Source organism: Calidithermus roseus, assembly GCF_003574095.1.
Lineage (GTDB): Bacteria > Deinococcota > Deinococci > Deinococcales > Thermaceae > Calidithermus > Calidithermus roseus.
The window spans coordinates 1-24843 of record NZ_QWLA01000013.1; the positions used below are offsets into that span (position 1 = coordinate 1).

The 24843-nt window shown below is 64.5% G+C and carries 23 protein-coding genes; 10 read left to right on the forward strand and 13 right to left on the reverse strand.

Going from position 1 to position 24843, the window contains the following annotated elements:
* Nucleotides 1–181 precede the first annotated feature (181 nt).
* Complete coding sequence (locus tag Mrose_RS04910; protein ID WP_147371573.1) at nucleotides 182–889, reverse strand: hypothetical protein; 708 nt, start codon at nucleotides 887–889, stop codon at nucleotides 182–184.
* A gap of 152 nt (nucleotides 890–1041) precedes the next feature.
* Here Mrose_RS04910 and Mrose_RS04915 point away from each other — a divergent pair, with 152 nt between their 5' ends.
* On the forward strand, nucleotides 1042–2232 hold the full coding sequence (locus tag Mrose_RS04915; RefSeq protein WP_119276314.1) for a thiolase family protein: 1191 nt from the start codon (nucleotides 1042–1044) through the stop codon (nucleotides 2230–2232).
* 102 nt (nucleotides 2233–2334) lie between these two features.
* Here Mrose_RS04915 and rpsI read toward each other — a convergent pair whose 3' ends face one another.
* Nucleotides 2335–2721 carry a 30S ribosomal protein S9 gene (rpsI, locus tag Mrose_RS04920; RefSeq protein ID WP_119276315.1) on the reverse strand — a complete coding sequence of 129 codons (387 nt, stop codon included), beginning with the start codon at nucleotides 2719–2721 and terminating at the stop codon, nucleotides 2335–2337.
* Nucleotides 2721–3149 carry a 50S ribosomal protein L13 gene (gene rplM, locus Mrose_RS04925; RefSeq protein ID WP_119276316.1) on the reverse strand — a complete coding sequence of 143 codons (429 nt, stop codon included), beginning with the start codon at nucleotides 3147–3149 and terminating at the stop codon, nucleotides 2721–2723. Before rplM ends, rpsI begins: the two co-directional genes overlap by 1 nt.
* Nucleotides 3150–3384: 235 nt before the next feature.
* Here rplM and Mrose_RS04930 point away from each other — a divergent pair, with 235 nt between their 5' ends.
* The 4 genes from Mrose_RS04930 (at nucleotide 3385) to lpdA (ending at nucleotide 9288) form a co-directional block, all read left to right on the forward strand.
* Nucleotides 3385–3675: a 4a-hydroxytetrahydrobiopterin dehydratase gene (locus Mrose_RS04930; protein WP_119276317.1), complete on the forward strand. Its 291-nt coding sequence runs from the start codon at nucleotides 3385–3387 to the stop codon at nucleotides 3673–3675.
* Nucleotides 3676–3789: 114 nt separating this feature from the next.
* The gene (locus Mrose_RS04935) at nucleotides 3790–6513 is read left to right on the forward strand and encodes a 2-oxoglutarate dehydrogenase E1 component (RefSeq protein ID WP_119276318.1); all 2724 of its coding nucleotides are present in this window, start codon (nucleotides 3790–3792) and stop codon (nucleotides 6511–6513) included.
* 98 nt (nucleotides 6514–6611) lie between these two features.
* Complete coding sequence (gene odhB / locus Mrose_RS04940; RefSeq protein WP_119276319.1) at nucleotides 6612–7814, forward strand: 2-oxoglutarate dehydrogenase complex dihydrolipoyllysine-residue succinyltransferase; 1203 nt, start codon at nucleotides 6612–6614, stop codon at nucleotides 7812–7814.
* Between the two features lie 91 nt (nucleotides 7815–7905).
* Nucleotides 7906–9288 (forward strand): dihydrolipoyl dehydrogenase, encoded by a 1383-nt coding sequence (gene lpdA / locus Mrose_RS04945; protein WP_119276320.1) that lies wholly within the window; start codon nucleotides 7906–7908, stop codon nucleotides 9286–9288.
* Between the two features lie 193 nt (nucleotides 9289–9481).
* Here lpdA and Mrose_RS04950 read toward each other — a convergent pair whose 3' ends face one another.
* The 4 genes from Mrose_RS04950 to Mrose_RS04965 all read right to left on the reverse strand — a co-directional run bounded on the left by Mrose_RS04950 (nucleotide 9482) and on the right by Mrose_RS04965 (nucleotide 12100).
* A complete protein-coding gene (locus tag Mrose_RS04950; RefSeq protein WP_119276321.1) occupies nucleotides 9482–9667 on the reverse strand; it encodes a hypothetical protein in 186 nt (61 codons plus the stop codon).
* Between the two features lie 64 nt (nucleotides 9668–9731).
* Entirely contained in the window at nucleotides 9732–10400 is a 669-nt protein-coding gene (phoU, locus tag Mrose_RS04955) for a phosphate signaling complex protein PhoU (protein ID WP_119276322.1), read from the reverse strand.
* A 27-nt stretch (nucleotides 10401–10427) separates the two neighbouring features.
* On the reverse strand, nucleotides 10428–11369 hold the full coding sequence (locus Mrose_RS04960) for a sensor histidine kinase (protein ID WP_420808333.1): 942 nt from the start codon (nucleotides 11367–11369) through the stop codon (nucleotides 10428–10430).
* A 56-nt stretch (nucleotides 11370–11425) separates the two neighbouring features.
* Entirely contained in the window at nucleotides 11426–12100 is a 675-nt protein-coding gene (locus Mrose_RS04965; RefSeq protein WP_119276323.1) for a response regulator transcription factor, read from the reverse strand.
* Nucleotides 12101–12271: 171 nt separating this feature from the next.
* Here Mrose_RS04965 and Mrose_RS04970 point away from each other — a divergent pair, with 171 nt between their 5' ends.
* The gene (locus Mrose_RS04970; RefSeq protein ID WP_119276324.1) at nucleotides 12272–12715 is read left to right on the forward strand and encodes a universal stress protein; all 444 of its coding nucleotides are present in this window, start codon (nucleotides 12272–12274) and stop codon (nucleotides 12713–12715) included.
* Between the two features lie 85 nt (nucleotides 12716–12800).
* On the forward strand, nucleotides 12801–16562 hold the full coding sequence (dnaE, locus tag Mrose_RS04975; protein WP_119276325.1) for a DNA polymerase III subunit alpha: 3762 nt from the start codon (nucleotides 12801–12803) through the stop codon (nucleotides 16560–16562).
* Nucleotides 16563–16609: 47 nt separating this feature from the next.
* On the opposite strand, the gene Mrose_RS04980 is transcribed toward dnaE, so the two are convergent.
* The 3 genes from Mrose_RS04980 to Mrose_RS04990 all read right to left on the reverse strand — a co-directional run bounded on the left by Mrose_RS04980 (nucleotide 16610) and on the right by Mrose_RS04990 (nucleotide 17534).
* A complete protein-coding gene (locus Mrose_RS04980) occupies nucleotides 16610–16888 on the reverse strand; it encodes a hypothetical protein (RefSeq protein WP_119276326.1) in 279 nt (92 codons plus the stop codon).
* Between the two features lie 123 nt (nucleotides 16889–17011).
* On the reverse strand, nucleotides 17012–17281 hold the full coding sequence (locus tag Mrose_RS04985; RefSeq protein ID WP_119276327.1) for a hypothetical protein: 270 nt from the start codon (nucleotides 17279–17281) through the stop codon (nucleotides 17012–17014).
* Nucleotides 17271–17534: a septum formation initiator family protein gene (locus tag Mrose_RS04990; RefSeq protein WP_119276360.1), complete on the reverse strand. Its 264-nt coding sequence runs from the start codon at nucleotides 17532–17534 to the stop codon at nucleotides 17271–17273. The genes Mrose_RS04985 and Mrose_RS04990 overlap by 11 nt, the downstream gene beginning before the upstream one ends.
* Before the next feature lie 172 nt (nucleotides 17535–17706).
* Between Mrose_RS04990 and Mrose_RS04995 the strand changes: the two genes are divergently transcribed.
* The gene (locus Mrose_RS04995) at nucleotides 17707–18147 is read left to right on the forward strand and encodes a Fur family transcriptional regulator (protein WP_119276328.1); all 441 of its coding nucleotides are present in this window, start codon (nucleotides 17707–17709) and stop codon (nucleotides 18145–18147) included.
* A gap of 55 nt (nucleotides 18148–18202) precedes the next feature.
* On the opposite strand, the gene Mrose_RS05000 is transcribed toward Mrose_RS04995, so the two are convergent.
* Nucleotides 18203–19669 carry a leucyl aminopeptidase gene (locus Mrose_RS05000; RefSeq protein WP_119276329.1) on the reverse strand — a complete coding sequence of 489 codons (1467 nt, stop codon included), beginning with the start codon at nucleotides 19667–19669 and terminating at the stop codon, nucleotides 18203–18205.
* Between the two features lie 231 nt (nucleotides 19670–19900).
* Here Mrose_RS05000 and Mrose_RS05005 point away from each other — a divergent pair, with 231 nt between their 5' ends.
* Both Mrose_RS05005 and mnmA read left to right on the forward strand, forming a co-directional pair.
* On the forward strand, nucleotides 19901–20740 hold the full coding sequence (locus Mrose_RS05005; RefSeq protein ID WP_245969562.1) for a DUF1385 domain-containing protein: 840 nt from the start codon (nucleotides 19901–19903) through the stop codon (nucleotides 20738–20740).
* Between the two features lie 226 nt (nucleotides 20741–20966).
* On the forward strand, nucleotides 20967–22067 hold the full coding sequence (mnmA, locus tag Mrose_RS05010) for a tRNA 2-thiouridine(34) synthase MnmA (RefSeq protein ID WP_119276331.1): 1101 nt from the start codon (nucleotides 20967–20969) through the stop codon (nucleotides 22065–22067).
* A gap of 31 nt (nucleotides 22068–22098) precedes the next feature.
* On the opposite strand, the gene Mrose_RS05015 is transcribed toward mnmA, so the two are convergent.
* Together Mrose_RS05015 and Mrose_RS05020 are read right to left on the reverse strand one after the other, a co-directional pair.
* The gene (locus Mrose_RS05015; RefSeq protein ID WP_119276332.1) at nucleotides 22099–22494 is read right to left on the reverse strand and encodes a hypothetical protein; all 396 of its coding nucleotides are present in this window, start codon (nucleotides 22492–22494) and stop codon (nucleotides 22099–22101) included.
* A 120-nt stretch (nucleotides 22495–22614) separates the two neighbouring features.
* Nucleotides 22615–24717, reverse strand: coding sequence for a hypothetical protein (locus Mrose_RS05020; RefSeq protein ID WP_147371574.1), 2103 nt, complete (start codon nucleotides 24715–24717; stop codon nucleotides 22615–22617).
* Nucleotides 24718–24843 lie beyond the last annotated feature (126 nt).

Genomic DNA, 24843 nt, shown 5'->3' on the forward strand with positions numbered 1-24843 from the left:
GGGCTGGGTTGGGCCAGGGCCAGCGGGAGGGGAGTGGCCAGGGCTACCCAGAGAAACTTGCGTCGGGTCCACCGTCTTGCTTGTTCACTCTCCACTGCTTCCTCCTTCGGCATCCAGCCTGAGTCCTGGGAACAGGGTAGCCCATGAGTGTGAACGTTGGGCGAAGATCCAGCTAAGGGCATCACTTCTCGATGGGGATTCGCCACCGGGCCTCCTCGATGCTGGAGATTCCACTTACCACGACGATGATTTCGGTGAGGCCGGGGTCGGCCAGGTCGGCTATGAGGGTGAGGTAGCCCAGCCGCGTGGAGCGCCCAGGAGGAACCACGAAGCTGCCGCCCACGGGGCGTATCCTGAGCGCTTGGCCCAGGTTGCTGCTGGCGCTGAAGTTGTCCTGAGTGAGTCTGAGCACCAAGTCGCCCTGCCTGCGACTGGTGAGGGTCACCTCGAGCAGGATGCTGTCGGGGTTGGTTCGCAGCAGCCTAAGGGTGAGCTCGAGACCTCCCTGCTTCCAGCTTTGCCCCAGCTCGAGAATTGTGCCCGCAGCCGTGTCGCCTGCGACACGGCTGTACCTGATCTCCACCCGGTAACGCCGACCAGCTACCAGCGTGAGGTTATGCGAAGCCGGGCTGGGGGCGTACACTTCCCCCCCGGCGCTGACGCGATCGGCGCGGAGGGCGTAGCTGCCGCTGCCGAGCTGGCTGACCAGCACGCTCTCTACGATGCGAAGGCGGGTTCCGCCCGGTCCTGTGAGCACTACGGCGGCGTCCACCCCCTGGGGCAGGCCGCTGATGACGATCTCGAGGCTGGCCGTGCTCTGGGCCAGGCTCCACAATTCCCCCGCAGCTAAAAGGACGATCCCTGTGGCGTGCGCGAGCAACCTGCCCATCCGACCCCCTCGTGAGTTTGACGTTGGCGTGAACTACCCCGATTCTAGAGGGGGGCAGAGGGGTTTACAACTCGGATGTGTTTCAGGCCCCTCGATGTAACGTTTTTACAACTTGCCGCTCAAATACCATAGCATATAGCGAGGAGGCGATCATGCGCGAAGTGTTTGTGGTTTCGGCAGTTCGAACCCCCATCGGGAAGTTCGGCGGGGCGCTGAAGGACTTCTCCCCGGTCGATCTGGGGGCCCACGTGATGAAGGCGGCGCTCGAGAAGGCCGGGGTGCAGGGAAGCGACCTCGACCTGTTCGTCTTCGGGCAGGTGCTCAGGGCCGGGCACGGCCAGCTACCCCCACGCCAGGCTGCCTTCAAGGCAGGAATTCCCAGCAGCGTTGATGGCTACGCCGTGGACATGGTCTGCGCCTCGGGGATGCAGGCCACTGCCAACGGTGCCCTGGCGATCAAGAACGGCGATGCGGAGCTGGTGCTGGTGGGGGGCATGGAATCCATGACCCAGACCGGTTTCTACCTCAGCAGCCGGGCCCGCTGGGGCTACAAGTACCTGGCCGGGGCCCCCGAGCAGTTGCAGGACATCCTCCAGCGCGACGGGCTCTCCGATCCCTTCACCGGCGAGGCCATGGGCGAGCAGACCGAGCGCCTGGCCGCCGAGTTCGGGGTGAGTCGCGCCGAACTCGACGAGGTGGCGCTGCACTCCAACCTGCGCGCGGCTCAGGCGACGGAAGCTTGCCACTTCAGCCGGGAGATCGTGCCGGTGGAGGTCAAGACCCGCAAGGGGGTAGAGGTGGTGAGCAAGGACGAGGGCGTGCGGCCCGAGACCACCCTCGAGTCCCTCGGAGCCCTGCGCCCGGCCTTCAAGAAGGACGGCGTGCTCACCGCGGGGAACTCCTCACAGATCTCCGACGGGGCGGCGGCGCTGCTGCTGGCGAGTGGCGAAGCCCTCCAGAAGCACGGCCTCAAGCCCATTGCCCGCATCCTGGGCTCGAGCTGGGCCGCCGGGGAGCCCTGGCGTTTCCCCGAGGCTCCGGTCCCCGCGGTCAAGAAGCTGCTGGGCAAGCTGGGGATGCAGGTCTCCGACTTCGACCTCTTCGAGAACAACGAGGCTTTCGCCCTCAACAACATCCTCTTCCACCGACTGCTGGGCGTGCCGATGGACAAACTCAACGTTCACGGCGGGGCCATCGCGCTGGGGCACCCCATCGGCGCGAGTGGAGCCCGCATCCTCACCACCCTGATCCACGCCCTGCACACCCACGGCAAGAGCCGGGGCCTGGCGGCGATCTGCCACGGCACAGGGGGCTCTGCCGCGCTGGCGCTCGAGGCTGTTTGAAATTAGCCGTCAGCAAAGGGCGAGTAACGGGATCGGCCATCGGCCATACGGCATCAAACGAAAAACCCTCCCGCATGGGAGGGTTTCGCAGTTCTCGGCCGCTTAACGCTTGGAGTACTGCGGCGCACGACGGGCTTTGTGCTTGCCGTACTTCTTGCGCTCGACCTCGCGAGGGTCGCGGGTGAGGAAGCCCTGGGGCTTGAGTTTGCTGCGCAAGTCGGCGTTGTAGCTGACGAGTGCGCGGGCGATGCCCAGCTTGATGGCGTCGACCTGGCCGCTCTTGCCGCCGCCTTCGACGGTGATGTAGGCGTCGAAGCGGTTGGTGGCGTCCACGGCGCGCAGGGGCTCGAGGGCCGACACAGCCTTCACGAGGTTGCCGAAGTAATCCTGGAACTCGAGGCCGTTGACGGTAACCTTGCCTTTGCCGGGGCGCAGAAAGACCCGCGCCACGCTGGTTTTACGACGGCCAGTGCCGTAGTACTGCTCCATTACTTGACCTCCAGCTTGGTGGGCTTCTGGGCCTGGTGGGGGTGGGTCGGTCCGGCGTAGACCTTGAGGCGGCGGAACATGCAGTAACCCAGCGGACCCTTAGGCAGCATGCCCTTGACGGCATGCTCGATGGCTTTCTCGGGCTTGTGGGCCAGCATTTCAGCAGCCACGACCTTCTTGAGGCCGCCCTGGTAGCCGGTGTAGCGAGTGTAGACTTTGGTCTGGGGTTTGCTGCCGGTCAGGCGCACCTTAGCGGCGTTGATCACCACCACGATGTCGCCGGTGGCCATATTGGGGGTCCAGTCAGGCTTGTGCTTGCCGCGCAACACGCGGGCAATTTGCGAAGCCAGACGGCCTAGGGTCTGGCCCTCGGCATCCACCACGACCCAGTCGGGTTCGCGCTCTTGGGGAACGTAGGTCTTGAACACTTTGGGTTCTCCTGATCCCGCTGCCTACCAACAGCGGGGGTTGAGATTTGTTCTTTGGCAAAAGGATCGGGGGCCTTCCGCAAAGAACGCCAGCGAGCAATATAGCACAGGGCTTTCAGCCAGGTAAAGAGCGAATGGGACGTACGCTGGAAGCAAGACCTGTTTCCTGCCCGCTGCACTAGCTTGTACCGCCGTCCACACAGCCTGCGGGGGATGGGGGCTAAACTCGAGGGGCATGAAACTCAGTGACCAGGAAATCGCCCAGGCCCTCGCCGAGTTGCCGGGCTGGACGGTGGTGAGCGGAAGGCTCGAGAAGACCTATACCTTCGCCAGCTATGCCGACGGGGCGGCCTTCGCCCTGCGGATCGCGCTGCTGGCTGAGAAGAAGGACCACCACCCCGATCTGCTGGGCATCGGGTGGAAGAAGGTGCTGGTAGCCTACGTGACCCACTCCCAAGGAGGCATCACCTCCCTGGACGTCGAGGCTGCCAGGGCCGTGGATGCGGTGTACACTAAATTTGCTTGAAACCACAGGGTGCGGGCGTAGCGGGGGTGGGCTTGAGGGTGTACCTACACCCAAACCGCCCCGTTTCACCTTGCACATATGAAAAAGGGAGTAAACTTTTCGATTGGTGAGTGTATGGAGCGAGCGGTGGACAGCGCCAACCTGGCCTACCTCGAGGCCCTTTTCAACGATTACCAGCAAAACCCTTCTAGCGTCAGCCCTGAGTGGCAGGGCTATTTTGCCAGAACCCTAGCCGATGGCAGGCTGAGCAATGGCTTAGCTGCCCCGGCAGGCACAGCGGCCCTGCCCGCCGACCTGGCCGATTTCCTGCTCAAGGCCACCCGGCTGATCTGGGCCTACCGCGAGCGCGGCCATCTGGCTGCCCGGATCGATCCGCTGGGCCGCCCGCGTCCCCCGGTGCCTGAACTCGAGCTGAGCTACCATGGTCTGAGCATCGCCGACCTCGAGCGCCCCATCCCGCCCGGCCTGGTGAGCGGGGCCGAGACCCTGGGGCAGGCCGTCCAACGCCTGAAGGAGCGCTACACCGGCAGCATGGGCATTGAGATCGGTCACCTCGATGACCCCGAGGTGCGCTACTGGATCGAGGCCCGCATTGAAGACGGGACTTTCCCTCAGCCCGACGCTTCCACCCAAAGACGCATCTACGAGCGCCTGATGCAGGCCACGCTGTTCGAGGAGTTCCTGCAGAAGAAGTACCTGGGCGCTAAAACTTTCTCCACCGAAGGCTCTGAAGCCATCATCGCCCTGCTGGATCTGGCCATGGAGCAGGCGGCCCGCCAGGGGGTGACTGAGGTGGTGATGGGGATGGCCCACCGGGGTCGGCTCAACGTGCTGGTCAACATCGTGGGCAAACCCATGCGCGATATCTTCCTGGAGTTCGAGGAGCAATTCCCCGAGGGGTATCACGGGGACGTGAAGTACCACCTGGGCCACTCCAACGACATCCAGACCCCCTCCGGGCCGCTGCACATCTCGCTCAACTTCAACCCCTCACACCTGGAGTTCGTGGGTGCGGTGGCGATGGGCCGCCTGCGGGCCAAGCAGGACCGCTTCGGCGACATCGAGCGCAAGAAGGGCCTGCTGGTCGTAGTCCACGGGGATGCGGCCTTCAGTGGCGAGGGCATCGTGCAGGAGACGCTCAACATCTCTGGGCTCAAGGCCTACACCGTGGGGGGCGCGCTGCACGTGATCCTCAACAACCAGGTGGGCTTTACCACCGATCCCAGCGACTACACCGCCGGGCGCTACTCCACCGAGATCGCCAAGATGATCGAAAGCCCCATCTTCCACGTCAACGCCGAGGACCCGGATGCCGTCTACGCTGCCGTGGTGATGGCCATGGAGTTCCGCGCCGCTTTCAAGCGCGACGTGTTCATCGACTTGGTGGGCTTCCGCCGCCGGGGGCACAACGAGACCGACGAACCCGCGTTCACCCAGCCTGAGATGTACAGGATCATCTCGAGCAAGCCCCCGGCCTTCCAGGGGTACTTCCCCAAGCTCGAGGCCGCCGGGGTGCTGAGCAAAGCCGAGGCCGAGGCGATGGCCCAGGAATACCAGGCCAAGCTGGATGCGGCCTTCGCCGAAGTGCGCAGCACGCCTTCCACCGTCCGTCCGCACGCGGGCGGGGGCATCTGGAACGGCTATCATGGCGGCCCTGAAAATGGCACTCCCGACGTGGACACGGGGGTGGCGCTCGAGAGGCTGCGTGAGCTGATGAAGGGCCTGACCACGCTACCCGAGGACTTCAACCTGCACCCCAAGCTGAGCCGTTTCGTGCAGAGCCGCGCCGAGATGGGCGAGGGCAAGCGGCCTCTGGACTGGGCCGCCGCCGAGGCGCTGGCCTTCGCCAGCCTCGCCGCCGAGGGACACCGGGTACGCATGAGCGGTCAGGACGTGGTGCGGGGCACCTTCACCCAGCGGCACGGCGGCTACACCGATACGGTGACCGGCAGGCGCTACATCCCCGCCCAGCACCTCGTCGAGGGGCAGGCTCCGGTCGAGCTCTACAACTCGGCCCTCTCCGAGGCCGGGGTGCTGGGCTTCGAGTATGGCTATAGCCTCGACGCCCCCGATGGGCTGGTGATTTGGGAAGCCCAGTACGGCGACTTCGTGAACACCGCCCAGGTTATCATCGACCAGTTCATCGCCTCCGCCGAGGCCAAGTGGAGCCGCCTCTCGGGACTGGTGATGTTGCTGCCGCACGGCATGGAAGGGGGCGGTCCGGAGCACTCCTCCGCCCGCCTCGAGCGCTTCTTGCAGCTGTGCGCTACCGATAACATGCAGGTGACTTACCCCTCCACCCCCGCGCAGTACTTCCACCTGCTGCGTCGCCAGGTCAAGCGCCCGTGGCGCAAGCCCCTCATCGTGATGACGCCCAAGAGCCTGCTGCGCAACCCCGAGGCGGTCTCGCCGCTGGAAGAGCTCACCAAAGGCCGTTTCCGGCGGGTACTGCCCGACAGCACCGGGGCCGATCCGAAGAAGGTTTCGCGCGTCCTGCTGTGCTCGGGCAAGGTCTTCTACGACCTCGAGGCCGCCCGCAAGGCTGCAGGCAAGGAGGACGTGGCCATCGTGCGCCTGGAACAGTTCTACCCCTTCCCTGAGGGGGAGCTGGCGGCGGCGCTCGAGCCCTTCGGCAAGAAGGTGCCCGTGTACTGGGTGCAGGAAGAGCCCAGCAACATGGGAGCTTGGTGGTTCCTCAAAGCCCGCTTTGGCCACCTCATTTACGGGCATGCCTTCGAGGGCATCGCCCGCCCCGAGTCCAGCAGCCCAGCCGTTGGCTCGTCCAAGGTACACAAGCGCGAACAGGAGCAACTGGTCAGGGAGGCCCTCGGCCTTTGAGCCCCTAAAACCCCGGCGCAGTAGCCGGGGTTTATCCCGTACGCCAAGCGACTCGAGTCAAACAGCGATAAACTAACAGAGCTTTAGGAGGATTCACGATGGCCGTAGAACTCAAAGTGCCCGCCGTGGGCGAATCCATTACCGAGGTGGAGATCGGGCAGTGGCTCAAGAAGGAAGGCGAGGCGGTGAAGGTCGACGAGCCGCTGGTGGAACTCGTCACCGACAAGGCCACCCTCGAGCTACCCTCACCGGTAAACGGCGTGCTGGGCAAGATTCTGGTTTCGTCTGGCGTGGCCAAGGTGGGCGACGTGGTGGCGATGCTCGAGGAGGGTGCAGCCCCGGTGGCCCGCTCCGAAGCCGCCCCACAGCCTGCGCCCAGCCCACAACCGGCCCCAGCTCAGCCTCAATCCGCCCAGCCCATCGCCATGCCTGCTGCCGAGCGCCTGATGGCCCAAAGCGGCATCACCCCGGCCCAGGTGCAGCCCTCCGGCCCCGGCGGGCGCATCCTCAAGGAGGACGTCCAGCAGGCCATTGCCACCAAGCCTGCTCCGGCCCCCGCCCCTGCGCCCACAGTGCCCCTCACTCCCAAGGCCCCAGCTGAGCGCAAGGACGACGTGGTACCCATGACCCCGCTGCGGCGCCGCATTGCCGAGCGCTTGCTAGCGGCCAAGCAGAACACGGCCATGCTCACCACCTTCAACGAGGCCGACATGGGCATGGTGATGGATCTGCGCAAGGAATACGGTGAGAGCTTCCAGAAGAAGTACGGCGTGAAGCTGGGCTTCATGAGCTTCTTCGTCAGGGCCGTGGTGCAGGCGTTGCAGGAGATCCCACAGCTCAACGCCGAGATTCGCGGCGGTGACATCGTTTATCACCGCTACTACGACATCGGTATCGCAGTGGGCGGGGGTGAGGGTCTGGTGGTGCCGGTGATCCGCGACGCCGACAAGCTCTCCATGGCCCAGATCGAGGCGGTCATCGCCGATTACGGCGTGAGGGTGCGTGAGAAGAAGATCAAGCCCGAGGAGCTGATGGGCGGCACCTTCACCATCACCAACGGCGGCATTTACGGCTCCTTGAACTCCACCCCCATCCTCAACCCGCCCCAGGTAGGCATCCTGGGCATGCACGCCATCGTCGAGCGCCCGGTAGTCAGGAATGGCCAGGTGGTGATCCGCCCCATGATGAACCTGGCCCTCTCCTACGACCACCGCATCGTCGATGGGCGCGAGGCGGTGACCTTTCTCAAGCGGATCAAGGAACTCATCGAGAACCCAGTACGGTTGGCGTTGGAAGTCTGAAGATGCAAGACGCCAAACGCAAGGCGCAAAACGCGATCAGGGGAAAGGCGTTTGGCGTTCGGCATTCGGCGTTTAGCGGAGCGAAGCGACTATGCCAAAACATCAACTCGTCGTCATCGGTGCGGGGCCTGGCGGTTATGTGGCTGCCATCAAGGCCGCACAACTGGGCCTCGAGGTGGCCTGCGTGGAGAAGGAGCAGGCCCTGGGCGGCACCTGCTTGCGGGTAGGCTGCATTCCCTCCAAGGCCCTACTGGAAGCCAGCGAGAAGTTCTACCAGGCCAAAAAGGGCGCGATGGTGGGGGTGAGGTTCCAGGACGTGAGCCTGGACCTCGCCGCCATGATGGCCCACAAGGACAAGGTGGTGCAGGCCAACACCGACGGGGTGAGCTTCTTGTTCAAGAAGAACAAGGTCACCCGTTACCTGGGCCACGCCCGCTTCGTCTCGGTCAACAAGCTCGTGGTGGACGGTCCCCAAGGCCAGACCGAGCTCGAGTTCGAGCGCTGCATCATCGCTACCGGCTCCAAGGTGGCCATGCTGAAGGGGGTCGAGGTCGATTACCGTACTATCATCACCTCCGACGAGGCCATTGCGCTCGAGCAGGTTCCCGAGACCATGGTGGTGATCGGGGGCGGGGTGATCGGGCTCGAGCTGGGCTCGGTCTGGAGCCGCCTGGGCTCGAAGGTGACGGTTCTGGAGTACCTGCCTCGCATCCTGGGGGGCATGGACGGCGAGATTTCCCGCGCCGCCGAAAAGGTCTTCAAGAAGCAGGGCCTCGACATCCGCACCTCGCAGAAGGTCACGCGGGCCTATGTCAAGGACGGCAAGGGCGTGGTCGAGGTCGAAGGCGGCGAGACCTTCACCGCCGACAAGGTGCTGCTGGCGGCGAGCCGGGTGCCCAACACCGACGGGCTGGGACTCGAGGCCGTGGGCATCACCCCCGACAGCCGGGGGCGCATCCCGGTCAACGAACACTTTCAGACCAGTGTCCCCAACATCTATGCCATCGGCGACGTGATTCCTGGGCCGATGCTGGCCCACAAAGCCGAGGAGGACGGGATCGCCGCCGTGGAGGGGATGGTCACGGGCTGGGGCCACGTGGACTACAACACCGTGCCCAACGTGGTCTACACCCACCCCGAGATCGCCTCGGTGGGGCAGACCGAAGAGGAGCTCAAGGAAGCGGGTATTCCCTACAAGAAGGGCAGCTTCCCCTTCCAGGCCAACGGGCGGGCGCGGGCCATGGGTGACACCGAGGGCTTCGTCAAGGTGCTTACCCACGCCCAGACCGACCGGGTGCTGGGGGTCCACATCATCGGCCCCCGCGCGGGCGACCTCATTGCCGAAGCCGCCACCGCCATGACCTTCAAGGCTTCTTCAGAGGACATTGGCCGGGTCTCGCACGCCCACCCCACGCTGGCCGAAGCCCTCAAGGAGGCGGCGATGGCGGCGTACGACAAGCCGATTCACATTTGAGGTCGTACGTCGTACGTCCTACGTCGTACGCGAGACGCCGAACGTCAAACGCAAGACGCCCTTTGTTTATCCCCCTTAGCAAGGGGGGTTGGGGGGATAGCCCCTCCCCGCACGCGGGGAGGGGTTTACCACGAGCCACACGCCACGGGCCTTTTGCTGACGGCTGACCGCTGATAGCTGACGGCTATACCCGCTACCTCCGTGCCTCGAGCCAGTCCTTCACCCAGCCGCCGAGCAGGACCGCTAGATCCACGGCTACGGCGATTTGGGGCGGGGTTTTGATGACGTCCAGGATCGTGAGGACGGCCTGGACCACGGCGACCGCCCAGGCGAGGGTGAACGAGAGGATGCGGAGGAACCACTTGCGAGCTGCGTTCACGCCAACATGCTAAGGGCGGGGCTGCCCCTGAGGCGTAGGAGCCCCGCCCCCTTCGCCCTACAGGCTAGCCGTGGACGTCCTCGGGTTTTTTCTCCATGCGCCCGGTGAGCCAGTAGAGGATGCGCTCGGCGATGTTTTCCAGGTGGTCGCCCAGGCGCTCGTAGCTGCGGGCGATACGCATGAGGGTGAGGGCTTTGGAGATGGTGCGGGGGTCTTCCATCATGTAAGTCAGCAACTCCCGCGTCACCGACTCGTACATCCCGTCCACCTCGTCGTCGCGGCGCAGGACCTCACGGGCAGCTTCCTGGTCGCGCTCGGCCATGGCCTTGGCGATCAGATCGAGCATCGCCGCCAGGCGGTGCGCCATCTCGGGCAGGATCACGTAGTTCTTGAGCGGCGGTTCCTTGGCCAGCACGATCACGTCCTCGGCCACGTGGGCTGCGTAGTCCCCGGCCCGCTCGAGGTCGGTGAGGGACTTGATGATGGTCATGGCGAAGCGCAGGTCGCTGGCGACGAGCCCCTGGCGGGCCATCAGGACGATCATGTCGTTCTCGATTTTGAGCTCGAGGGGGTCCACCTCGTTCTTGTCCTGAGCGATAACCTCATTGGCTAAGCCGGGATCCTGCTCGGCGAGGGCCTTCGCGCTTTTCTGCACCATTTCGCGCACCAGAGAGACCATGCGGATGCTCTCCTGGGTGAGTCTTGCGAGTTCTCGGTCTAAGGCTTCACGCATAAAAACCTCCACGAAGATTATCAGCCCCTATCGTAGGGGGAACTGCAAACCGAAGGCATTGCCCCCCTCCCAGGCTTTGCCATAGGCCTGGCCACCCCAGCCCGCGGCCAGGCGGCGCACCAGGGCCAGCCCCAGCCCCGAGCCGCGCACGCTGGCGGCGTGGTAGCCGCGCTTGCCTGGCTGGAACAATGGCTCGTAGTCGCCGAGGGGGGTGCCGAAGTCGCGCACCTCGAGCCACACCCCCCGCTCGTCCTGGCTGCTCTCGACGATGACCTCCCCGCCGGGGCCGTACTTGAGCGCGTTGTCGAGCAGGTTCAGGAGGGCCTGGTACACCGCGTCGGGGTTGGCCCAGACCGTGTGCGGAGTGTTCCAGGTGATCCAGGCGCTGCGCTCGGCGAGTTGGGGGGCCAGGAAGCGCTCGAGCCGGGGGCGTAGCTCCTCGAGGGCGAAGGTGCGCTCCTGACCCGGCAGGCGGGTCAGGGGGAGGTCCTCGACCAGCCGCCGCAAACGCTGGGCCTCCTGCAGCAGCAACCCCAACACCTCCCGCTCCTGCTCCTTCGCCAGACCCTGTTGCAGGGCTTCGATCAGAGAGAGCATGCCCGCTACCGGGGTGCGAAACTCGTGGGCCAGCACCCGGCTGGACTCCTCCAGGGCCTCCAGGCGCTGCTTCTCGGCAGTCTGATCGAGCAGGAGCAGCACTCCGGGGAGGGCTTTGGCCCACAGATGCCTTCCGCGCAGCTCGAGCCGGACCTGGCCGCCGCTGCGACAGAGCAACTCGAGGCGGTGGTCGCGCAGGGCCAGCAGCAGGGGCTTGCCCAGCACCCTCTCGCGGGTTACCTCCAGCAGCCTTGCGGCTTCGGGGTTGAGGTAGATGACCCGCTCCTCGGCGTGGAGCAGCACGCCCTCACGCGCCTCTTCCCAGGCGCGCTCGAGGGCTTTGAGGCTGGCCACGGCTTCCACGCCAGCCACCCCTCACCCTGCACGTCGCAGGAGGGTCGGGTATTTGCGGGGCTGGACCAGGTGGTTCATGCGCTCTCACGAAAACGATACCCTACTCCGCGTAGGGTTTCGAGGTAGAGCGGGTTCTTGGAGTTTTCCTGCAACTTTTCGCGCAACTGGGCCACGTGCTGATCCACGGTGCGGGCGGTGCCCATGAACTCCTGTCCCCAGACCCGTTCCAGCAGTTCCTCACGGGTGTAGACCCGCCCCGGATGCCGGGCCAGGAAGGCCAGCAGGTCGAACTCGCGGCGGGTGAGGTCGAGGGGAGCGTTGTGCAGGTAGGCCTGGTGGCGCTCGAGGTCGAGCACCAGCGCGCCCCGCTCGATGCGCCCGCTCCGGCCCGAGCGGCGCAGCAGGGCCTGCACCCGCGCCAGCAGCTCAGGGGTCGAGAAAGGCTTGGTCAGGTAGTCGTCGGCGCCCCGCGTGAGCCCTTCGACCCGGTCGCTCTCGCCGCTGCGGGCGGTGAGCATGAGCACGGGCAGGGTCTCGTAGCGGCTGTCGGAGCGCAGGCGCTCGAGCAACCTGACTCCGGGTTCGTCGGGCAGCATCCAATCCAGCAGCACCAGGTCGGCCTGCTCCACCAGCGGCCAGGCTTCGCTGGCGGTGGCGGCCTCGAGCACCTGATGACCCGCCCGGCTGAGGCTCAGCCGCAAACCCATGCGCACGGCGGGCTCGTCCTCGACCACAAGCAAGCGCGGCATCTTGGAATCCAGTGTAGCCGTGGTGCTGTCAGGAAATTGTCAGCTTAGGGTAAGGAACCCCAACCGGCTCAAGGGCACTTGTCCTAGGAGAGCTGGGCTAGGGTAAAGCCACGAGCGCCGCTCCGTGTGAAGTGCCTTCGCCAGAACGACGCGGCGAGAAGGAGTTGGCTTATGTTCAAGCGCATCCTCATCCCCACCGATGGCACCGAGTTCGGACGCAACGCCCTCGAGCAGGGCCTCGAGGTCGCCCGGCTCATGGGCAGCGAAGTGACCATCCTCTACGCCCTGGAAAACCCCTACGAACTGCTGCCCGCCTACAGCGCCGAACCCCCTGAACAGATCGAGCAAGCGCTGGAGCAATACCGCCGGGAGAGCGAGAAGACCCTGGCCCAGATCAAGGAAATCGCCACCGCTCAGGGCGTGAGAGCCAGGGCCGTGCTGGTCGAGGATAGCCCGGTCCCGGCGATCCTCGAGGCCGCCAAGGAGCACGACCTGGTGGTGATGGCGACCCATGGTCGCAAGGGCATCGAGCGGGTGTTGATGGGCTCGGTGACCGACAAGGTACTGCACAACTGCTCTACGCCAGTGCTGGTGCTGCGGGGCTCGAGCGTCTAAGGCCCAGCCCCTGACCAGGGCCGGGACTCACATTGGGGGCCGGTGACTTTCCAAACGGATGTCGGCGGCTTATGCTTTGGACGTAATGCCAGCCGAAGATCTGAATCCCTTTGCCAATCGGAAAGCTCACGAAGCAGATAACTGCCCCGTATGTAAATTCGCCCACCTCCACCAGCACACCCAGTTCTCGCTGCTCGACGGGGCGGCGCGCCTGAAGGACCTCATCAAGTGGGTCAAGAAGGTCAGCCCCGAGGAGCCCATGCTGGCCATGACCGACCACGGCAACATGTTCGGGGCCGTGCAGTTCTACAAGTACGCTACCGAGGCCGAGGTCAAGCCGATCATCGGCTACGAGGCCTACGTGGCCGCCGAGAGCCGCTTCGACCGCAAGCAGGGCAAGGGCCTCGACGGGGGCTACTTCCACCTCACGCTGCTGGCCAAGGACTTCGAGGGTTACCAGAACCTCTGCCGCCTCGCGAGCCGCGCCTACCTCGAGGGTTTCTACAGCAAGCCCCGCATCGACCGCGAGATCCTGCGCGAGCACAACGCGGGCATCATCGCCCTTTCGGGCTGCCTGGGGGCCGAGATTCCCCAGTTCATCCTCCAGGAGCGCCACGAGGAGGCCGAGCGGCGCCTGCTGGAGTACCTCTCGATCTTCGGGGACAAGCGCTACTTTATCGAGATCCAGGACCACGGCCTGAGCGAGCAGCACAAGGTCAACCGGGTGCTCAAGGAGTTCGCCGACAAGTACGGCCTGGGCATCGTGGCGACCAACGACGGGCACTACGTGCGCAAGGAGGACGCCGAGGCGCACGCGGTGGTGCTGGCGGTACAGTCGAAAGCGACCTGGGACGACCCAAACCGCTGGAAGTTCCCCTGCGACGAGTTCTACGTCAAGACCCCCGAGGAGATGCGCTCTACCTTCGAGGACGAGCGCGAGCTGTGGGGCAAGCGCTTCGACGAGCTGTTTGACAACTCGCTCGAGATCGGGCGCATGTGCAACGTGGAACTCGTGCCCAAGAAGGTGCAGTACCGCATCCCCAAGTACCCTCTGCCCGAGGGGCGCACCGAGGTGACCTACTTCCGCGAACTCACCTTCAGCGGCCTCCTCAAGCGCTACCCCGACAAGATCACCGACGACCTCTACCGCGAGTTCCTGCGTAAGCTGGACCGGCCGGTGCCCCACGGCGATGGTGAAGTCTTGGCCAAGGCCCTGGCCGAGCTGCCCGACCTCGAGGCCGCCCGCGCCCACCTGCCCGAACTCAGGGAGGGTATCGAGTGGGGGCCCTGGGAGATCCTCTCCCGCGCCGTCTACGAGCTCACCGTAGTCGAGCGCATGGGCTTCCCCGGTTACTTGCTCATCGTGGGAGACTTCATCAACTGGGCCAAGGACAACGGGATCAGCGTGGGGCCGGGGCGCGGCTCGGCGGCGGGGAGCTTAGTCACCTATGCCACCCGCATCACCAACATCGACCCGCTGGCTTACGACCTGCTCTTCGAGCGCTTCCTCAACCCGGCCCGCGTCTCGATGCCCGACATCGACACCGACTTCTCCGACGTCCGCCGCGGTGAGGTCATCGAGTACGTGCGCCGGCGCTACGGCGACGAGATGGTGGCCCAGATTGGCACTTTCGGTACCCTGGCCTCCAAGGCCGCCATCAAGGACGCGGCGCGGGTCTTCGGGCTGCCGGTGAAGAAGGCCGACGAGCTGGCCAAGCTCATCCCGGTGGTCTTCGGCAAGCCCACCCCGCTGGAGAAGGCCATCGAAACCATCCCCGACCTGCGGGCCGAGATGGAGAAGGACCCGCTGGTCAGGCGGGTGCTCGAGGTCGCGCAAAAGCTCGAGGGCCTCAACCGCCAGTCCAGCGTGCACGCGGCGGGCGTGGTGATCTCCGACGTGCCCCTCATGGACCACATTCCCCTGATGCGGGCGGGCGACGGCGAGGGCAAGGTCACCCAGTACGACATGAGCTCGGTCGAGGCGCTGGGCTTCCTCAAAATGGACTTCCTGGGGCTGCGCACGCTCTCCTTCCTCGATGAGTGCAAGCGGATCGTCAAGGAATCCAAGGGTATCGACATCGACTACGACACCATCCCCATCGACGACGAGAAGACCTTCGAGCTGCTGGGGCGTGGCGAGACCAAGGGCATCTTCCAGCTCGACTCGGCGGGCATGACCTCCACCGTGCGTGGGCTCAAGCCCCGGCGCATCCAGGACATCATTGCGCTGGGTGCCTTGTACCGGCCCGGCCCCATGGAGAACATTCCCACCTACATCCGCCGCCACCATGGGCGCGAGCCCGTCGAATACCCGCAGTTCCCCAACGCCGCGAAGTACCTCGAGCCCATCCTGCGCGAAACCTACGGCATCCCTGTCTACCAGGAGCAGATCATGCAGATCGCCTCGGCAGCCGCCGGGTACAGCCTGGGCGAGGCCGATTTGCTGCGGAGGGCGATGGGCAAGAAGAAGATGGAGGAGATGGTCAAGCACCGCGCCCAGTTCAAGAAGGGCGCGGCGGAAAAGGGCATCCCCGAGGAGGAGGCCGACCGACTCTTCGACTTGCTCGAGGCCTTCGCCAACTATGGCTTCAACAAGTCACACAGCGCTGCTTACGCGATCCTGACCTACCAGACCGCCTACGTCAAAGCGCACTACCCGGTGGAGTTCCACGCAGCCTTGCTCACCGTTGAACGCCACGACTCCGACAAGGTGGCCGAGTACATCCGCGCGGCCAGGGGGATGGGGGTGGAGGTACTGCCGCCGGACATCAACCGCTCCTCCTTCAGCTTCAGCGCCGAGGGGCAGAACGTGCTTTTCGGACTCTCGGCGGTGAAGAACGTGGGGGAAGCGCCCACCGAGGCCATCATCCGCGAACGCGAGCGGGGAGGACGCTTCAAGTCTCTGCCGGACTTCCTCAAGCGGGTGGATTCCAGCGTGGCCAATAAGCGGGTGGTGGAATCGCTGATCAAGGCCGGGGCTTTTGACGATCTGGGCGAGCGCGGGCAGATGCTCAGCGCCCTCGACGACTTGCTCAAGTGGGCTCAGGCCGAGCGCGAGAGCGCGAGTTCGGGCATGATGGGCCTCTTCGCCGATGCCCACAGCGAGCCCACCCTACCCAAAGTACCCCCGCTGGACGAGATCACCCGGCTTCGCTACGAGAAGGAAGCCCTGGGCATCTACGTCACCGGCCACCCGCTCCAGCGCTACGAGGGGCTGCGCGAGGCCGCGAGCTGCACCATCGAGGAACTGCCCGAATTTTACGCCAGCCAGCGCGGCGGAAAGGGCCGGGTCAAGCTGTTGCTGGCGGGGCTGGTAGAGGGCATCGTGCGCAAGCCTACCAAGTCGGGTGGGATGATGTGCCGCTTTACCTTGGGCGATGAGACCGGCGCGGTGGAGGTGGTGAGCTTTGGCCGCTCCTACGACCGGGTTTCCCCCCGTCTACGCGAGGATGCCCCGGTGCTGGTCGTAGCCGAGGTGGAGCCGGACGGGGAGGGGGAGACCTTGCGGGTGGTGGCTCAGGATGTATTCCCCTATCACGACCTCGAGGGCGTGCCCAGGGTGATGGAACTGGTACTGGATATCGCCATCCTCGACGACGACAAGATGCGCGACCTCTACAGCATCCTCGACGAGCACGCGGGCACTCTCCCCCTCCAGATGCGCGTGCACGGGGCCGATTGCTGGGCCTGGCTCGAGGCTCGGGGCATCAAGGTGAGCGAGGAGGCGCTGGGGGCCCTCAGGACACTGGACTGGCTCGAGGCCCGCCTGATCCCCGACCGCGAAGCGCTGCTGTTTGGCCAGCAGGGCGGCAACGGGGCTCAAAGTGAATCGGTGGTGCCTTTTTAGGGGCCTATGCCTTCGAAGAAAAGGGTATGAGCTCACCGTGGGATGACTCAAGCCCTGGGATGCTCTCGCTCGAAAACCATGAAACGCGAGGCAACGGTGGTACTGGCGGTAGCCAGAGGTTCGGGCAGCAAGAGGTTGCGCAGCGAAAGGCCTCCCCGGTTGTTGTTGGCCTTGTGGGGACGCCAGCTTGAACCGCGCACCTCGAGGCTGGGCGAGGGGGCCAGGCTGGAAGGGCTCGGCAGGAGCGCCGTGGCCGAAAGCCCCAGGGCCAGCGCTCCCAGGCACATCAGCTTTCGCGCACGGCTACGAACGACTTCCCCCACCATGCCCCAAGCCTACTGCTCGAAGCGTTATTTGGGCGTTATAAAATCACAAGCCCCTGATTAACGCCTGTAGCACGGGCTTCTCATCGAAGTCCCGGCAACGGGCCACGCCGGTTCACGGGGGATTTACGCGCGCATTACGGGGTTGGGGGGAGCGTCGGGATCTTCCCAGGCTATCTCCACCAAATCGATAAGGGTTTCGACGGGAACCCCATAGTCGCGGGAAATCCTCGCGATCTCCCGCCCGAGGCGCTGCAGTTGGGGGACGTAAGCAGGCTCGCCCAGCTCCTCGGCAATCGAGATCAGCCAGTCCACCAGCTCATGGGCCTGCTGGTCGGTCAGGCCCTCAGACAGTCCCTCGTCCTCGAGGAAGCGCTCGGCGATGCTATCTGGCATTGAGAACCTCATCCTTCTTGACGTAGCCTAAGCGGCGCACCATGGCCTCGCGGTACTCGGTGGTCTGGGCCGCGGCGATATCGGCTTCCAGGGCGGCGACGCGCTTTTTTAGATCGTTGATGTGAGCTTGGGTCAGCGCGCGTTCTTGGCGGAGATCGAGAAAACGCTTGGCCTCGAGGCCGATCAGGCCCAGCATGTGCAACGAACCCAGGGCGAAAATCAGATGAAGAACTCGGTAGACGGGCCGCTCCACGGTGTTCTCAGTATAAACCAGCTTCCTGATATAAACCTGGACCAAGCGGCCTTAGGCATGCATATGACTCGATTCTGAGTTTATGCAATCGAGAAGCCTCATGTGCTGCTGAACATGCATTTTGAAGCAAACTGGATTATACTCAGATTGGTACCCATAGGAGGGACGACAGATGGCTAGAACAAAAGAACGCGATACTTTCCGCAGTCGGCTGAAAACCGTGGGCTTGCGCCACACGATGCCGCGTGAGCGCATCCTGTCCTTCTTGGACAAGAAGAACGCCCACCCCACCCCCGAGGAGCTGTACCAGAGCCTGAAGAAGAAGGGGTACGCCATTGGTCTTTCTACCGTGTACCTCAACCTCCAGGTGCTGCGCGACGCGGGTTTGTTGTGGGAGTTCAAGGACCAGCAGGGCAACACCCGTTACGACGGCTTTACCGAGAAGCACCACCACCTGTTCTGCGTGCAATGTGGCACCATCGAGGACCTGCTGGCCAAGGACCTGCCCGAGTTCGATCCCGAGCCGGTCAAGAAGGCCGTTGAGTCGCGTACGGGCTGGTTCATCGAAGATGCCCGCCTCGAGCTGCGTGGGGTGTGCCCCAACTGCCAGTAGATGCGGCACCGATGGCAAGGGGCACAGCGCGCTGTGCCCCTTGTTGTTTGTGGGACTATTCCTCGTTCAGAGGGCTGGGGCTTAGCAACTCGACCAGGGTGCGCACCCCGAAGCCCACGCCTCCCGCCGGTCCCAGCGGGTGAGGGCGCTCGCTGTAGGCGGGCCCGGCGATGTCGAGATGAACCAGCGGCTTCTCGGTGAACTCGGCCAGGAACAGCCCGGCCACGATGGCTCCGCCGTGGCGGCTGCGCCCGTGCACGTTCTTGAGGTCGGCAGTGTTCGAGACGATCATCTCACGGTATTCTTCTTCCAGAGGCATCGGCCAGACCTTTTCCCCGGCGCGCTCGGCTGCTTCTTGTACCTCGCGTCCCAGCCGGGTGTCGGTGCTGAACATCCCCGCCACCTTGTCGCCCAGGGCAATCACGCAGGCACCGGTCAGCGTTGAGAGCTCGATAATGGACTCGGCGCCCTCGCGGTCGGCGTAGGTGATGGCGTCGGCCAGGGTAAGGCGACCCTCGGCGTCGGTGTTGAGCACCTCGACGGTCTTGCCCGAAAGGCTCTTGAGCACGTCGGAGACGCGGTATGCTGTCCCTGAGATCATGTTCTCGGCAGCCGCCACGTAAGCACGCACCTCGCAGTCGGGTTGGAGCCGAGCGATGGCCCGCATGGTGCCCAGCACGGCGGCGGCTCCGGCCATGTCACACTTCATGGTCAGCATGGATTCGCTGGGTTTGAGGGAATAGCCCCCGGTGTCGAAGGTCATGCCCTTGCCCACCAGGGCCACCACCCTGGAGGGCTTGGCCTGGGGCCGGTAGGTAAGCTGGATGAAGCGTGGAGGGTTCACCGAACCCTGGGCCACGCCGTAGAAGGCTCCCATCCCCGCCTGCTGGATCTGCCGCTCATCCCAGACCTCGACCTCGAGCCCCGCCTCCCGTGCCAGCTCCTTGGCCCGCTCGCCCAGCTCGGCAGGGGTCAGGACGTTGGGGGGCTCGTTGACCAGGTCACGGGCGTAGTTGACGGCCTCGGCTACGATCTCGGCCCGGTCTACCGCCGGCCCGGATGAGCGCGCCAACCACAGGCGCAGTTTCTTGATTTCCGGATCGGATTTGTATTTCTTGAACTCATAAGCGCCAAGCAGGGCCCCCTCGGCCAGGGCATAGCTGGCTTGTTTTTTCCCGAATTTCTCGGCCAAGAAAGTCTCTGTGACCGCTTCCTTGAAGCCTAGACGGGTGATCTCGTGTACCAGCTTGGCCCCGGCCCGCCGCACGGTCTCGAGGCTCACCCCGCGCTTGCGGCCCAGCCCAAACAGCAGTACGAATTGCTCCCCCAGCGGCAGCAACAGGGTTTCGCCAAATTCCCCCTTGTATTTGAGCTCGTCGAGGACCCGGCTGAGCTGCCCCCCGCTCTTGGTATCGAGCTTTTTGGCCTCCTCGGTGAGTTCACCGCCCCAATATCCGGCGACAGTCAGCGGGGCAGGTATCTCGTCCACATATCTACGGGCGGATTTAACTGTAATTTCCATACTTCGGGAGCATACCACAGCGATTTTGAGAGAAAGCTGAGATTACCCTGGCTTTTTCCTCAAAATCGGATGCGTATAATCGAACGGATGAGGACGAAATCGCCCTTCGCGCTTCCACGGCCTTCCCTGCATGAAGCGGCTTTGAGCTTCTGGGCCCGTGTGGGTGCGGCTTTTACTGCCCAGGCCAACCCCAAGAATACCCTCGGCGGCAGCGCAGCCCTCGAGGGGGTGATGATGAAGTCCCCCGAGGCCTGGGCCCTGGCCGTGCGCTTGCCCAACGGCCAGATTCACACCGAGCGCCACGAGGAGATCGCCCTCTCCAAGAAGTACGCCTGGGCCAGGTTGCCCCTGCTGAGGGGGGTGGTCGCGCTGTTCGACGCCATGTCGGTGTCTTATCGCGCACTCTCGCGCAGCGCGCAGCTGGCTGGGGAAGAGGAGGAGCAACTCTCCAAAGGGGCGCTCTATACCACCATGGCTGTCTCGGCAGTCATCGGGGTCCTGATCTTCATCGTGTTACCGGGCTTGCTTTCCGGCTTCATCATCGACGCTGCGCGTTATCCGGTCTGGTACAACGCCCTGGCCGGGGTCTTCAAGGCTTCCATCCTGGTGGGATACCTGCTGTTCATTGGCCGCCTGCCCGACATCAAGCGCTTTTTCATGTACCACGGGGCTGAACACAAGGCCATCGCGGCTTACGAGCGAGACCTGCCCCTCACCGTTGAGAACGTGCGGGCCCAACCGGCCTACCATCCCCGCTGCGGCACCACTTTCATCGCTTTTGTGATCCTGGCGAGCATCGTGGTCTACAGCGTGCTACCGGGTCAGGACAACATAGCCTGGCGTCTGGGGGCCCGCGTGCTGTTCCTGCCCATCGTGGCCGGCGTGGCCTTCGAACTGCTGCGCTTCACCGCCAGCCACGGCGACCCCTTTTCCCGCCTGCTGCGTGGCTTTGGCTTCCGTTTCCAGATGCTCACCGTGAAGGAGCCCACCGACGACATGATCGAAGTAGCCATCGAGAGCACCAAAGCGGCCATCGGGGAGAAGAAGCCGGAGGCGGTTCCGGTGGCGTGAATGATGTCGTACGCAAAACGCTGAACGCCGAGCATGGGTCGTACGTCCTACGTCGTACACGAGACGCAAGACGCGAGAGGCTTTGGCCCTCGACTCTCGACAAACCACGAGCCACACGCCACAAGCCATACGCTTTTCGCTTTTGGCTATCGACTATCGACCATCAGCTACCGACGAATTGGAAGTGTGCCCTACTTCCTAAAGCCATCGGGTAGACTTAATCCTTGTGGGTAAGGCTCGCGTGCTCGTAGCCATGTCCGGGGGGGTGGACTCCTCGGTCTCGGCGGCGTTGCTCAAGGAGCAGGGCTACGAGGTGATCGGGGCCATGATGCGCTTTTGGCCTGACGGCAAGAAGGACGACTGCTTCGAGACCTGCTGCTCGCCAGATGCCGCTTACGAGGCGAGGCGGGTGGCGGATATCGTGGGGGTGCCCTTCTACCTCCTCGACTATCGCGAGGAGTTCCAACAGAAGATCATCGATCCCTTCATCGCGGGATACCAGGCGGGGGAGACCCCTAACCCCTGCGTCAACTGCAACACGCGGGTCAAGTTCGACTCCTTGCTGAAGAAGGCCCGCATGCTGGGCTGCGACTACGTGGCGACCGGGCACTACGTCATCCGCGAGGGGAATGCCCTGCTGCGGGGTGATCCGCGCAAGGACCAGACCTACTTCCTGTGGGGTGTGCCCAGGGAGGCCATCCCCCACATGCTCTTCCCGATGGGGCACATGGAGAAGCCGCAGGTGCGCGCGCTGGCCGAGCGCTTCGGCCTGCCCACCGCCAAGAAGCCCGAGAGCCAGAACATCTGCTTCGTGCAGGGCAACCTCAAGGACTTCCTGGCCGATCACCTCACCGCCAGGCCGGGGCCGCTGGTGGACCTCGAGACCGGCGAGGTGATCGGGGAGCACCACGGGGCGCAGTTCTACACCGTGGGGCAGAAGAAGGGCCTGGGGCTCTTCAAGACCCACCTCGAGCGCTACGTGGTACGGGTCAACGTCGCCACCAACGAGGTGATCGTGGGGCCGCGCGAGGCCTGCTTGTGGGGGGGCCTCGAGGCGAGAGAGGTCAACCTGCTGGTCGAAGCCGAGGAGTTGCCCGAGACCCTGGAGGTGCAGGTGCGCTACCGCACCAGGGCCGTGCCGGGCAGGCTCGAGTGGCTCGAGAATGGCCGGATGCAGGTGAGGCTCTCCCAGCCGCAGTTCGCCGTGACGCCGGGGCAGAGCATGGTGCTCTACCAGGGAAACCGGCTGCTAGGCGGTGGTTTCATCGCCCGGCCCCTCTATAACCAGCTCGAAACCCGCGAGGCCAGCGCCCTGGTGGCGGGCTGAGGGGGGCTTCCGAAGAAGTCGCCGACGACCCTCAGGGTACGATCTGAAAGCGGATCTGCAGCGTGGGGGTTGGGCCATCTCCCAGGTATACCTCCACCCGGTAGGCCCCTGGCGGCCAGCCCTGCTGGGGCCGGTTCAGGTTGCAGGTTACGCGGTTGACCAGGCCGCCCACCTCGAGCCTCGCCTGGTCGAGTTCGTGCTCCGGCGGGGCTGCCTGGGCCTTCTCGGCCAGAAAGGCGCAGGTGAGTGGGGTGTCCGGGGGGACTCCCTCGAGCTCCAGCCGCAGCCAGAGCTTCTCGAGGCTCGCGGGGAATACCCTGGCGTCAGGCCCCTCCCTGCTGGCCGACAGCACTGCCCGGCTGATCCGACCGGCTCCTTCCCCCTGGGCCAGCGAACCCAGCGCCAGGAGTGCGAGGAGTTGCTTCATCGCAGACCACCTTGCTTCGCCCCAGTTTCTGTTCCCGTCGCACTGGGAGATCCCCAGATCGGGCTTCGATGGACCACTTGCTATCGTGTGCGCCCCAGGGGTGGGCGATCGGGACTGGATTCATTCCGACACGATCCAGTGGAAGTGGGTGGTGTGTCCTCCTAGGGGTCGAATCACGTCGCGCGCCTGCCGCCCGTCGTTGAGGGTCACGTCCCGGATGGCCTCCCAGAAGGCGTTGCCGTTAGCCTGCTGGTACGTGACGTAGACGGTGAGGATGCGCGAGCCGTAGGTGGCGTCGTTGAGGTGGCCGAGGATGGTCTGGGCGGTCGCGGCGTCCCGCGCGTTGTAGCCGTTGAACCAGCCGTCGGCATCGTTGCCGTCGTTGTGGGTCTGGTGAGGTGCGAACTGCCCTCCATTCATGTTGCTGAAGTCGCCCCAGGTAAGACCGGCGAAGTGCTCGATCACGGTCCTGACGCTGGGTTTGACCCAATCATCGCCCCCCACCCCCTCGTCGCGGCCACCGTAGCGGTTGTTGCCGGTGTAGCGCACTAGCTTCTGCACCGCACCGGACTCCTTGGTGGCCTCCTCGCCATTTTGGGATTTGGCCCGCGCGCGCAGGGTGAGGTTGCCGTTGTTCTGCTGGTTGACGGCGGCGGCCTGGGCTGAGGGGAGTTCGAAGAGCAGTTGCGAGTTGGTGATCTCCACCTTCTCGTCGTCGCCAAAGGTGGTGAGCAGGGTTCCCTGGGCCCCGGCAGCCAGGTTGGCCCTGGCCACTACCGCGCCTCCCTCGAGCACCTCGAGTTCCAGCGAGGTAAGCGAGTCGTCCTTGGCTCCCTCGACCGTGATGGTGCCGTGGATGCGGGTGTTACCGCTGAAGTAGGTGTGCGCCGAGGTGCTCAGGTACTGGAGCGCGGTGTTGTCGATGTCGTTGAGTTGCAGCTTGGTGATCTTGAGCTTCTTCTCCTCGACGATGTCCATTACCACCTGGGAGTCCAGGAGGTCGTCGGCCACGTTGGCCACGGTCAGATCCACCTGGATGGTGTCGCCCTCTTCGTCCACCGGCAGGTCCTGCTCCCGCCAGGCCGTCGCTCCGCTGGCGTCGAAGGCCGACAGGCCCAGCCCGTTCATGCTGTTGCTCTCCGCGACCGCGCCGCCACCTTTTTGGCTGCGGATGGAAACGCTGAAGTAATCGTTGTACTTGGTGCCGAAATAGCCGCCGGGCACCTCGCTGGTGATGAAGCGGTAGCGCACCGTGACGTTCTTGGTTCCCGGCTTGATGGTGAAGGTGCGGGAGATGGACTGTGGCCCTTCGCCGGAGGTGTTGAGCACTAGGTCCATGTCGTCAGCCTGGGGAGCGGTTGCGGCTCGCGTCCAGGGGGCTGGAGCGATGAAACCTGGCCTCCGCTCGAGCCGGGGCAGGGTTGCCGCGCTGGCGGGCATGCTGCTGATGCTCCCTTCCACGTGGGGAACGATCTCTACCGGAGCCTTTCCATCCCCGTCGGTATCCAGCTTCCAGCCATTGGTGCCCTGGCTAAAGTCGTTGTTGTCTACGGCGCTGGGTGGGTCAAAGCCTCTCAGCACCAGCTTGGGCGAATCCCCGATGATGGCGGCCAGCGAGGCGAAGCGGTTGCTGCTGTCCTTGGCCTCGAGGATGAAGGTTCGGTCGGGGAGGTTGGTAAAGGTCGCCTGGCCTCCGCCGCTCGTGGCCTGGGCGCGCACGCTCTGATCGTCGTTGAGCCGGATGGTCACAGCAGCGTCGGTGACGGGCTGGCCGCCCTGATTCACCACCTGGACCAAGAGGCTCTGGCTGCCAGCCCAGAAGCGGGTCTCGTAGGTGATGCCCAGCCCCTTGCTGTCGCGGGCGATGAGGGTGAGTTCGTTGAGCCCTTCCTCGGCGACGGAGGGGAGGGTGACCTCGGTGCTCGTGACCTGGACTGCCGCGTCGGGGACCTTGGCGTCGTTGTGCAGCACCAGCACGCTGCCCGGCGCGGTGTCGAGGGTCTCGCCGGAGATCGCGAACTTCACCGTGCTGCCAGTGGCGTTGAAGCTGGTTTTATCGACGCCTGTCACGCTCACCTGCGCGGCAGACGCGGGCTCATCATCCGACGGGGTTGGTTCGGCTGGGCGGCAACCGAAAAGCGCGATCCCTGCCAGCAGCACCAGGGGCCACCTCGAGCCGCCGGTCTGAACGATGTGTCTCCTGATCCACGAAAATATGCCCATATGAAACCTCCATGGAATCTCCTGGTGAGTGCAGTAACCGATGTGTCCCGGAGGCTACGCTTTGTGGTTTGGCATAACCTCCGCTCCTAGGGATATGGCGGGCCGGCTCGAGTTTCCCATAGCCGA

Excerpts from the sequence above, each read along its gene's own strand:
- Mrose_RS05000 (WP_119276329.1), bottom strand. The coding sequence starts at position 19,669 with ATGGAAATTACAGTTAAATCCGCCCGTAGATATGTGGACGAGATACCT.
- Mrose_RS05020 (WP_147371574.1), bottom strand. The coding sequence starts at position 24,717 with ATGGGCATATTTTCGTGGATCAGGAGACACATCGTTCAGACCGGCGGC.
- Mrose_RS04910 (WP_147371573.1), bottom strand. The coding sequence starts at position 889 with ATGGGCAGGTTGCTCGCGCACGCCACAGGGATCGTCCTTTTAGCTGCG.
- Mrose_RS04915 (WP_119276314.1), top strand. The coding sequence starts at position 1,042 with ATGCGCGAAGTGTTTGTGGTTTCGGCAGTTCGAACCCCCATCGGGAAG.
- Mrose_RS04980 (WP_119276326.1), bottom strand. The coding sequence starts at position 16,888 with ATGGTGGGGGAAGTCGTTCGTAGCCGTGCGCGAAAGCTGATGTGCCTG.
- Mrose_RS04970 (WP_119276324.1), top strand. The coding sequence starts at position 12,272 with ATGTTCAAGCGCATCCTCATCCCCACCGATGGCACCGAGTTCGGACGC.
- Mrose_RS04930 (WP_119276317.1), top strand. The coding sequence starts at position 3,385 with ATGAAACTCAGTGACCAGGAAATCGCCCAGGCCCTCGCCGAGTTGCCG.
- rpsI (WP_119276315.1), bottom strand. The coding sequence starts at position 2,721 with ATGGAGCAGTACTACGGCACTGGCCGTCGTAAAACCAGCGTGGCGCGG.
- Mrose_RS04935 (WP_119276318.1), top strand. The coding sequence starts at position 3,790 with ATGGAGCGAGCGGTGGACAGCGCCAACCTGGCCTACCTCGAGGCCCTT.
- phoU (WP_119276322.1), bottom strand. The coding sequence starts at position 10,400 with ATGCGTGAAGCCTTAGACCGAGAACTCGCAAGACTCACCCAGGAGAGC.
- Mrose_RS05005 (WP_245969562.1), top strand. The coding sequence starts at position 19,901 with ATGATGAAGTCCCCCGAGGCCTGGGCCCTGGCCGTGCGCTTGCCCAAC.
- Mrose_RS04985 (WP_119276327.1), bottom strand. The coding sequence starts at position 17,281 with ATGCCAGATAGCATCGCCGAGCGCTTCCTCGAGGACGAGGGACTGTCT.
- odhB (WP_119276319.1), top strand. The coding sequence starts at position 6,612 with ATGGCCGTAGAACTCAAAGTGCCCGCCGTGGGCGAATCCATTACCGAG.
- dnaE (WP_119276325.1), top strand. The coding sequence starts at position 12,801 with ATGCCAGCCGAAGATCTGAATCCCTTTGCCAATCGGAAAGCTCACGAA.
- Mrose_RS05015 (WP_119276332.1), bottom strand. The coding sequence starts at position 22,494 with ATGAAGCAACTCCTCGCACTCCTGGCGCTGGGTTCGCTGGCCCAGGGG.
- Mrose_RS04995 (WP_119276328.1), top strand. The coding sequence starts at position 17,707 with ATGGCTAGAACAAAAGAACGCGATACTTTCCGCAGTCGGCTGAAAACC.
- lpdA (WP_119276320.1), top strand. The coding sequence starts at position 7,906 with ATGCCAAAACATCAACTCGTCGTCATCGGTGCGGGGCCTGGCGGTTAT.
- Mrose_RS04965 (WP_119276323.1), bottom strand. The coding sequence starts at position 12,100 with ATGCCGCGCTTGCTTGTGGTCGAGGACGAGCCCGCCGTGCGCATGGGT.